This is a genomic window from Halobacillus sp. (assembly GCF_049282395.1).
Taxonomy (GTDB): Bacteria; Bacillota; Bacilli; order Bacillales; family Halobacillaceae; genus Halobacillus.
On the sequence record NZ_JBAPTY010000303.1, the window covers coordinates 1 to 8113 of the forward strand.

The following is an 8113-nucleotide window of genomic DNA, read 5'->3' on the forward strand; positions in this document are numbered from 1 at the left end:
GTGGTACATTTTGTTTATTAAAACCAAAGGATCATATAAATGGAAGTAAATAACTCCCCATATTACAACTTTTCAGATAAAGAGCTAGTAGGATATTACTTGTCTATACTTACCAATATCTCTTCAGGTAAACTTTCAAATGCAATGTTCCATGAGAGTGATTATTTAGAAAACATTGCCGCTAAACGTGGTTTATATTTCACCTATAAAGAAAATATTTGGTTATCATCCAAAAATCATCCCATTCTCATAACAGTCAGTAAATAAAATATGAATTACTAACTTAGGTAACTTCTAAACCTTGCTTATCGCATTCTTATTTCCCCTCACTCATTTGTTTCATGTATTTTACAACGGTTTCAATCATTCCTTGCAATTCCCCTAACCCGCCTTTCGGCAAAAATGATGAACTCTAAACTTGCGTTCACACACATCTTTGACTTTCAGATGTTAAAAGTAGTTGATAGTAAAATTTATTCTTCATTCTCTATGTGAACTGAGCAACCCAATATAAGAATTCCTTTTCTTTACTTGTCAATTCCCGTCCCAACTCTTTATTAAAATCTTCGACAAAACTTTCACAAAAAAGAGCTAACTCCACTCATATTTCCTCCACTAATTAGACTTCAAATAATAATTTATGGTGAGTTCCATATCCTTATTCTTTAACTTATTTTAGGTATATCCAACTACATTACAGGACACTTCATAACCACTTTTCTACTACACACATTAATTTTTCACTAATTTCTACTTAGATATTTCGATATAAATTACATATCCTGTACATAATAACAATACAAAAAATGGGGGTGAGTATAATTTTTTTCAATTTTATTGTTGGATTTATTATTCCTTGGTCAATTGCTATTCTAATGTGTCGTCGCGTTCCGATCTTATTTTTTACTGTTGTTCCTTTTATATCCTTTATATCGATCACCTGTAATCAAATTGGAATGGCTCTGGGATTTTGGACCCTATATCCACAGACAGATTTATTAATTTTCAACTCTATCAATATCGATCTAGGTTTTAATCCAGCCTCTGCTCTGATATTCACTTACATGATTTACTTTCGGAAATGGAAGCGATGGATCGTGTACCTTGTATTTATATTACTTTTAAACGGGGCAGAAATGACAGCTCTGTTTTTTGATAAAGTGGCGTACGGTCATGGATGGAATATGGCCTTTACTTTTATTACTTATGTAATTGGGTTAATATTTTTAGATTTTTATTTCACTTTATTTAAAAAATCAATTCACCGATTTCCCTTGTAATTAAGAGCATTATCTCTAAATCAATTCTTCAACAATCTTGCCCTATACTTGAAGACTCATTTTAAAGATAACCGTCCCTTTATAGCAATTATTTCAAAAGCCATTTGCCACATATGCATCTTTTATAATAAAAGAAAAGCCTTTCAAAAGTTTATGAACTCTTGAGAGGCCAGTAGATTTAGCAAATGATTTAAAAAAACAGTCAAATTGTTCTCAAACCCTATGTTGAAAGGATTTTGGGCGCTATCACATCATGCCGCCCATGTGTTCACCTAATTAAATAAGGGATAACTAAGCTTTTTTAATTGAGATTGAGAACCTCTTGAAGCTCGATCTGATTTTATTCTCCAGGAAAAGATGATTAAAAGTAAATAGAAGTAAGTCATTATGGATGTCATTTAATTTGTTACAGCAACTCTTCAAAGATAAACCATTATTTAATGTATAGTGCAAAATCAAGGTACACAACATTACAAATGTCTAAGACCAAAATTACATAGAAAATTACAATTTATATTAAAAATTATATATAGTATATATAATATAATTTGATAACAAAGAACTATTGGGAAGAATTCTTGAATTGCATTAACCTCGTCTTATGCCCCTTAATCCCTACATGAGCAGAAACTGTAAAACCATCCATACGCAGGCTTTCAAATCCCTCCATATTTTGTACTGATCTATAACTTCTACCATCTCTTCTGGGTACTAATCATTTCAGAAGGGGGTTCCATTAGCTTCATTATCATCAAGCTCAAATTCAATTGAACGAATAACTAAATCAAGCTTTTCATCTAGAGTTAATGCTTCCCACTCTTCTATTTTTTTCTTGTGGATCTTCGGAACCATATGATACTTTCTCTTCTTCACTATACGTGTCAGAGTAGGGAGCTACTAGGAAGCTAATTCGTTCGTCATTTTTCTAAAAAATTAGTTATAAAAATTTACTCATAATGAACCAAAAAAATCATTTGGTCCACTTTCTCTAAAAAACAAAAGAAATGACGCAGCCTCTCTCTGGATGAGAAACTGCGCCATTCCGGCACTTTGTATGGATGATTCCGATTGGGCTCGAACCAACGACTTCCACCCTGTCAAGGTGGCGCTCTCCCAGCTGAGCTACGGAATCGTATGTAATAAGATGTCGTCTGACAACTAATAATATACAACGTAACCGAATTCGTGTCAACAGAATTTTAAATTTTTGTGAAGAACGTGTAAATATCCTCAAAATATCCTATTTATCAAGCGCTTTCTTCGTCTTCTCTACTTTTTACATAATTATATGATAAAATAGTTATGGTACGTTTATGTACAGAAGGCAGAGGGAATTCTGATAGGAGCTTATTTGCATGTTAGGAGGTAATCGGATTGGGTAGAAAAGGATCCATGACTGAATATACGATTAATAGTAGCTATCTAGATGAAGAAATGACACTAAAAGTGTACACCCCAGAAAATTTCTCCCCCTTGTATAAGTACCATTTCTGTATTATGCAAGATGGTAACGATTATTTCCAGCTGGGACGTGCGGCTACGCTTAGTGATGAGCTGCACGGTGAAGGAAAGATTGAGAATACCATTTTTATCGGTATTCATTATAGGGACAAGTACGATCGACAGGATAAATATCATCCGGACGGGAAGAAACAAGCGGAATATGTGAATTTCCTCATCCGCGAAGTGGTTCCGTTCCTTGATGAAGAGCTGCCGGGTTATCATATGGGCAGTGGTCGGACGCTTGTCGGGGATTCGCTTGCTGGAACGGTTTCGTTCATGACAGCGGTGAAGTTTCCGAATGTTTTTGGCAATGTGATTATGCAGAGCCCTTATGTGGATGAACACGTGTTTGAAGTGATTAAGTCATCAAAAGATATGTCTTCCTTAACGATTTACCATACGATTGGTGATCAGGAGTATGATGTGGAGACCACGGAAGGTGCCAGGAAGAACTTCCTGCAGCCGAACCGTGACTTAAACAACTACTTGACCGGACGTCCGTGCAGCTATACGTTCCACGAGCTTGAAGGCGATCATACTTGGGGCACGTGGCAGAAGGATTTCAAACGAGCTTTATTAACCATTTTTGGTGAATAAAAGAATTGAAATAAGAATCAGGAGGGGTATTTTCCATGAGATACGGTATTGCAGTATTTCCATCAAAAAAAGTACAAGATGTCGCGAATTCCTATCGTAAACGCTATGACCCGCACTATGCTTTGATTCCGCCACACATTACAGTCAAAGAACCATTCGAAGCGGAAGAAAGTGAGATCGAGGAAAAAATCATTCCTGAATTAAAAGAAATTGCGAAGAATACCGAGCCTTTTTCTTACGGCATCTACAAAGTGAGTTCCTTTTCTCCGGTAACGAATACGATTTACTTGAAAGTAGAGCCCTCTGAGGAGATTTTCGCTTTGAATGATAACCTTCATACAGGCAGCCTGCCGGATAAAAAAGATTTTAAATTCGTTCCTCACATTACGATTGCCCAGAAGCTTTCAGATGATGAGTTCTTCGATGTATACGGCAGCTTAAGCATGAACAAATTCGACATTCAGGATAACGTTGGCCGCTTCCAGCTTCTTTATCAGCTGGAGAACGGCGCCTGGAGTGTGTATGAAACCTTCCGTCTCGGGGAGGGGTAAGCACATGGAGATCAGACAGGTTGGAAGTCCACAAGAGAAAGACGACGCGTTTCACGTAAGACGCGTCGTTTTTGTTGATGAACAGAACGTACCTGAGGATTTAGAAATCGATGAATACGATGAGACGGCTGTTCACCTTGTAGGCTACGAACACGGTGAGCCCATTGCTGCGGCTCGTCTGCGGTTTGTCGGTGATTACGGAAAGCTTGAACGTATCTGCGTGAAGCGCCCGTACCGGGGCAAGCGGTATGGCAAAGAGATGATTATGTTTATGGAATCCCTCATTGAAGATCATGCGTATCAAGCCTCCAAGCTGAATGCGCAGACGCATGCGGAAGCTTTCTATCAATCATTAGGCTATGAGACCGTTTCCGACGAATTTATGGATGCAGGTATCCCGCACGTCACGATGACAAAAACATTATAAAACGAAAAAAACTGTCGATCCACTCGGATCGGCAGTTTTTTTCGTTTAGGTCCTCTCCTTTTTGTCCACAATGAAGAATAAACAATTTTACGAGGACTGTGATCATAAATGGATTATCTTCAAATAACGGTTGAAACCTTATTCGGCTTTACAGCCTTATTTATTCTCACCAAAGTACTAGGAAAAACACAAATCACCCAAATTACCGCGTTTGACTTTATCGCTGCCCTCGTACTCGGAGAGCTTGTGGGTAATGCGCTTTATGATAAAGAAGTCGGCATTCTTCAAATTGGTTTTGCCGTACTTTTGTGGGGCGTTCTCATCTATGTTACTGAAATTATCACAGAAAAATATAAATCGACCCGCGGGCTGCTGGAGGGCCGCCCTTCCCTGATCATTTACAAAGGCGACATCGACCGTAATCAGCTGAAGAAAAGTAAGCTGGATATCAATCAATTACAGCATCTGCTGCGGTCGAAGGACGTATTTTCGGTGCAGGAAGTGCAGTATGCCGTGCTTGAAACGGACGGAACCGTATCCGTATTAAAAGCGTCGCAATATCAAAATGTAACCCGGGGGGACATGAACCTGTCGCCACAAGCTGTTCCACTTCCACGTACGTTGATCAGTGATGGTGAAGTCATTTGGGACAACTTAAAAGAAATCAGTCAGGACGAAGCCTGGCTGAAACGTCAGCTGCAGTCGCAGAATTTCAACTCACCGGAGGACGTCCTTTACGCTGAATATAAAGAAGGCGAGCCGCAGCTATTTTTGATCGGCTTCTAGCCCAGTAAAAACGAAACGATGGTCCTGAATCTGATGGACCGCCCTTCCCTGCTTCACTAAAGCAATCGCATACGCCGTAACGGCCGTCCGGTACAATAACCACTGGGACAGCTGAGGAGCTTTTACATGATAGCGATCACACATGGTCGCGACAAGCTCTTCATGGCTGATCCCTTTTTCGTGTGCCTGAATAACGTTTTCCATCGTATCCAGGATATCTTCGTGATAATCGATATTGGTTTGAATGGTAGCCGACGCGTCCTCTTCCAGCTCTCCGTGGCCAGGTACATAGCCGTCGCACGAAATGGTCAGTAATCGGTTCAGGCTTTTGAGTGTTCGATCAGCATCGGAATTGTAAGGAATTTTATGTTTATGTAAAGTATCGACTCCAAAATAACTGTCCGCTGCGTAAAGAATACCGTGAGCGCGAAGAGCAAGCTGGTGGTAGCTGTGGCCCGGCAGAAGGTAGGTCTTTCCTTCAATGGCTCCGGCCTGAAACATCCCCTCCTCGATCACTTCATCAATGGTAATCGCGGGACCCTGCAGAAACTTATTCTGCAGCTCTTCTAACGGATCATTGCCTCCGAACAGATACAGCGGTTCAAGACCCGGGTACTTCAGCACGGCTTCTTCAAAGGCGGGGGCGATCGTATAGACATCGTAATTCTGCTGGATATAAGCCGCTCCACCGTAATGATCGGCGTGAGCATGCGTAATAAAAAGGTGCGTCAATGGAAGCTCGCGTTCGTTCAGCTCCTTGAGCACCTTCTTTATAGAGGAACGGTCCAGGCCGGCATCAATCAGCAGGCCGTCTGTTCCTTTATGAATGTATCCGATATTCACGGAACCGCTATAGTAATAGCAGTGTTCATTGATGGAATGAAAAGACACAAGATCAACTCCTTTAGCTTTTCTAAATACTTTCGCTAAAGTGTTTCCCTTTTCCTGTTACATCGGAATATACTTTTTCATGAGCTGGCTTCCATGGATTCTTCACGGCATGCATATCCTTAGAGGTAAAAAGCTTGCGGCTCATTTCCTGATATTCGAGACGGTCCTCTTCCCGCGACTGCTCATGCTGCTTTAATCGGTTATCGAGCGTCGTTTTAAAAATTTGTTCCAGCATAAAAGGAGAGCGTTCGGTCTGGATCGTACGATCATGATAATCCTTATATTGATAATGATTAACCGGCAATATATATCCCATCTATAACTCCTCCTCGTCTATATACCCATACCCTTTTTCCGAACCTGATATACCTCCCTTACGCATCCTTTATTCAAAAAACCGTTCGACTTTACCCATCTGCTTATTCAAGAAGCGTTCCATATCCGTCATCCGTTTGGAAAACCGGCGGTCCCAGGCTTGAATGTCCTGATCCCAGCCCTGGAACTTCTTCTCAGGCTGTTTAATGATTCCATAGTTTTTCGACGTTTCCTCATTGATTTCCTGTAAAACTTCAAATATTGTTTTATCTTTTTTCTCACTCATGAGAGCTTTTCACTCCATTTATAGAAAATGGATTGTAAACCGGCGATGGCCAGGATGAGCACCAGAAAATATCCAAAAGGAATATAATAATATAGAAGAAAATTAATGAGTGCCGACCAGACACCGACACACCACTGACAGCTCAGCCCCTCCCCGATCCAGCCATTGGGTATTTCCCATTCTTCCTTTTCTCCACTTTTCACCTCGACCACTTTTGTATGGAAAAAAGGTTTTCTCAGCCACTCCATAATGAAATCATCTACAATCAGCCTTGTCAGCCGAAAGCTCGCAAGCCCCAGCAATAATAGTTCCAACCATGTTATACTCTCCATTCCTTAATCTCCCCTTTCAAAATCATGGCATTTGTAAATCTCTGTATTCCTTAATTTATTCAACGAACCCCTTAATCTGTACAGCCGTTTTCGATTACTTTGTGTTTCGAAAAATGCAAGACAGAAAAAGACGCTGTACCCTCGGCTGCAGTACGTTCACCGTGAACACCTAGAACCTGAGTCTTCCACTAACATGCTCAATTATGGAAGAACTTTTGATCAACCACAGCGATTAACGCAACTGAAACCATAAAGAAAAAGCCACTACGCTGCTCTGTAGTGGCTGATGAACTATTCAGTTAAATCCAGGAAAATCCGCCCCGGCTGCTGGAAGACTCATCGTGGCGATCTTTTGATTCACCAGCTACCTCATCTTTTCTACGTCGGCCTCCGAAAAACGGATCTACACGGTCATTACGGTCATGGTGTTCTTTACGCTGAGGCTCAATAAATACGTTTTCAGCTTCAATAACAAGGTCTTTCACACGAATGACCTTTTTCTTCTCAGACATGCTATTCATCTCCTTATTCGAATTCATTGTTACTCTATGCGTTTGTCATCCTGGAGTATGGTCTAATGCCCATATTTGATAAAAAAGTTACAGAATTCAGGAAATATGACAAATGCCCACACCCTCAATGGGTCAAAACATATTCTAGTAAAGACAATACGTCAATTCGTATGGAAAGGGGAAAATAAATATGAGTTGTGGTAAAAAATTCGATAGTGGCTCTTGTGTCATTGATATCCTTAAAGATATCGTTGATGCTCAAAATGATGTCATCCACGAATGCATGACGAGCTGTGAACAATCCATCGCTGATCTTTTAGGGGACACAGGCGGAGGTTCTGGATTCGATACGGTTCCAGTTATCCTTTACTGTAAAGAGGGGTGCAAACCTTTCAAAGGATACGGTTCAAAAAGAAGCGGAGACGAATGCGAAATTAAAGGGAGCTTCTTCTTCCGTGTTAAATCTGTGGATGACGACGGATGTGCAGTAGTTGAGCTATTGTTCGCCGACCATCATCACGGAAATGTAGGGGGAACAGACGAATCATCTGATGGATACCATCATCATCATAGATTTGATCCGAACTCTCCTGCTGACCAAAGCTGCAGAAACCTGCGCGCTTCCGGCATCTG

At 40.5% G+C, this 8113-nt stretch carries 12 protein-coding genes and 1 tRNA gene; 6 read left to right on the forward strand and 7 right to left on the reverse strand.

The genetic code is table 11. The features are described from left to right. The first annotated feature begins 39 nt into the window (after positions 1 to 39). Positions 40 to 267 carry a hypothetical protein gene (locus tag WAM07_RS13035; RefSeq protein ID WP_422167484.1) on the forward strand — a complete coding sequence of 76 codons (228 nt, stop codon included), beginning with the start codon at positions 40 to 42 and terminating at the stop codon, positions 265 to 267. A gap of 1733 nt (positions 268 to 2000) precedes the next feature. Here WAM07_RS13035 and WAM07_RS13040 read toward each other — a convergent pair. Both WAM07_RS13040 and WAM07_RS13045 read right to left on the reverse strand, forming a co-directional pair. After that, positions 2001 to 2132: a hypothetical protein gene (locus tag WAM07_RS13040; RefSeq protein WP_422167485.1), complete on the reverse strand. Its 132-nt coding sequence runs from the start codon at positions 2130 to 2132 to the stop codon at positions 2001 to 2003. Between the two features lie 207 nt (positions 2133 to 2339). Further along, positions 2340 to 2412 (reverse strand) — tRNA-Val (locus WAM07_RS13045). A 242-nt stretch (positions 2413 to 2654) separates the two neighbouring features. On the opposite strand from WAM07_RS13045, the gene WAM07_RS13050 reads away from it, so the two are divergent. The 4 genes from WAM07_RS13050 to WAM07_RS13065 all read left to right on the forward strand — a co-directional run bounded on the left by WAM07_RS13050 (position 2655) and on the right by WAM07_RS13065 (position 5144). Further along, positions 2655 to 3380 carry an alpha/beta hydrolase gene (locus WAM07_RS13050; protein ID WP_014642606.1) on the forward strand — a complete coding sequence of 242 codons (726 nt, stop codon included), beginning with the start codon at positions 2655 to 2657 and terminating at the stop codon, positions 3378 to 3380. A 35-nt stretch (positions 3381 to 3415) separates the two neighbouring features. Then, on the forward strand, positions 3416 to 3931 hold the full coding sequence (locus tag WAM07_RS13055; protein ID WP_422167488.1) for a 2'-5' RNA ligase family protein: 516 nt from the start codon (positions 3416 to 3418) through the stop codon (positions 3929 to 3931). A 4-nt stretch (positions 3932 to 3935) separates the two neighbouring features. Beyond that, positions 3936 to 4358 carry a GNAT family N-acetyltransferase gene (locus WAM07_RS13060; RefSeq protein ID WP_422167490.1) on the forward strand — a complete coding sequence of 141 codons (423 nt, stop codon included), beginning with the start codon at positions 3936 to 3938 and terminating at the stop codon, positions 4356 to 4358. A gap of 108 nt (positions 4359 to 4466) precedes the next feature. Then, positions 4467 to 5144 (forward strand): DUF421 domain-containing protein, encoded by a 678-nt coding sequence (locus WAM07_RS13065; RefSeq protein ID WP_422167492.1) that lies wholly within the window; start codon positions 4467 to 4469, stop codon positions 5142 to 5144. Here WAM07_RS13065 and WAM07_RS13070 read toward each other — a convergent pair. From WAM07_RS13070 to WAM07_RS13090, 5 genes are all read right to left on the reverse strand, one after another. Further along, the gene (locus WAM07_RS13070; protein WP_422167494.1) at positions 5124 to 6035 is read right to left on the reverse strand and encodes an MBL fold metallo-hydrolase; all 912 of its coding nucleotides are present in this window, start codon (positions 6033 to 6035) and stop codon (positions 5124 to 5126) included. The two genes, WAM07_RS13065 and WAM07_RS13070, sit on opposite strands and share 21 nt — an antisense overlap. Positions 6036 to 6057: 22 nt before the next feature. Then, positions 6058 to 6351 (reverse strand): hypothetical protein, encoded by a 294-nt coding sequence (locus WAM07_RS13075; RefSeq protein ID WP_422167495.1) that lies wholly within the window; start codon positions 6349 to 6351, stop codon positions 6058 to 6060. 69 nt (positions 6352 to 6420) lie between these two features. After that, the gene (locus WAM07_RS13080; RefSeq protein WP_422167497.1) at positions 6421 to 6636 is read right to left on the reverse strand and encodes a hypothetical protein; all 216 of its coding nucleotides are present in this window, start codon (positions 6634 to 6636) and stop codon (positions 6421 to 6423) included. Continuing rightward, complete coding sequence (locus tag WAM07_RS13085; protein ID WP_422167499.1) at positions 6633 to 6968, reverse strand: DUF1360 domain-containing protein; 336 nt, start codon at positions 6966 to 6968, stop codon at positions 6633 to 6635. Before WAM07_RS13085 ends, WAM07_RS13080 begins: the two co-directional genes overlap by 4 nt. 299 nt (positions 6969 to 7267) lie before the next feature. After that, a complete protein-coding gene (locus WAM07_RS13090) occupies positions 7268 to 7480 on the reverse strand; it encodes a hypothetical protein (protein WP_422167501.1) in 213 nt (70 codons plus the stop codon). 190 nt (positions 7481 to 7670) lie between these two features. On the opposite strand from WAM07_RS13090, the gene WAM07_RS13095 reads away from it, so the two are divergent. Next, the coding region (locus WAM07_RS13095) for a CotY/CotZ family spore coat protein (protein WP_422167503.1) at positions 7671 to 8113 on the forward strand (443 nt) is incomplete at its 3' end.

Bases quoted from the DNA above. Each gene is read 5' to 3' on its own strand.
- WAM07_RS13035 (WP_422167484.1), top strand. From the start codon at position 40: ATGGAAGTAAATAACTCCCCATATTACAACTTTTCAGATAAAGAGCTA.
- WAM07_RS13085 (WP_422167499.1), bottom strand. From the start codon at position 6,968: ATGGAGAGTATAACATGGTTGGAACTATTATTGCTGGGGCTTGCGAGC.
- WAM07_RS13075 (WP_422167495.1), bottom strand. From the start codon at position 6,351: ATGGGATATATATTGCCGGTTAATCATTATCAATATAAGGATTATCAT.
- WAM07_RS13065 (WP_422167492.1), top strand. From the start codon at position 4,467: ATGGATTATCTTCAAATAACGGTTGAAACCTTATTCGGCTTTACAGCC.
- WAM07_RS13090 (WP_422167501.1), bottom strand. From the start codon at position 7,480: ATGTCTGAGAAGAAAAAGGTCATTCGTGTGAAAGACCTTGTTATTGAA.
- WAM07_RS13080 (WP_422167497.1), bottom strand. From the start codon at position 6,636: ATGAGTGAGAAAAAAGATAAAACAATATTTGAAGTTTTACAGGAAATC.
- WAM07_RS13060 (WP_422167490.1), top strand. From the start codon at position 3,936: ATGGAGATCAGACAGGTTGGAAGTCCACAAGAGAAAGACGACGCGTTT.
- WAM07_RS13055 (WP_422167488.1), top strand. From the start codon at position 3,416: ATGAGATACGGTATTGCAGTATTTCCATCAAAAAAAGTACAAGATGTC.
- WAM07_RS13040 (WP_422167485.1), bottom strand. From the start codon at position 2,132: ATGGTTCCGAAGATCCACAAGAAAAAAATAGAAGAGTGGGAAGCATTA.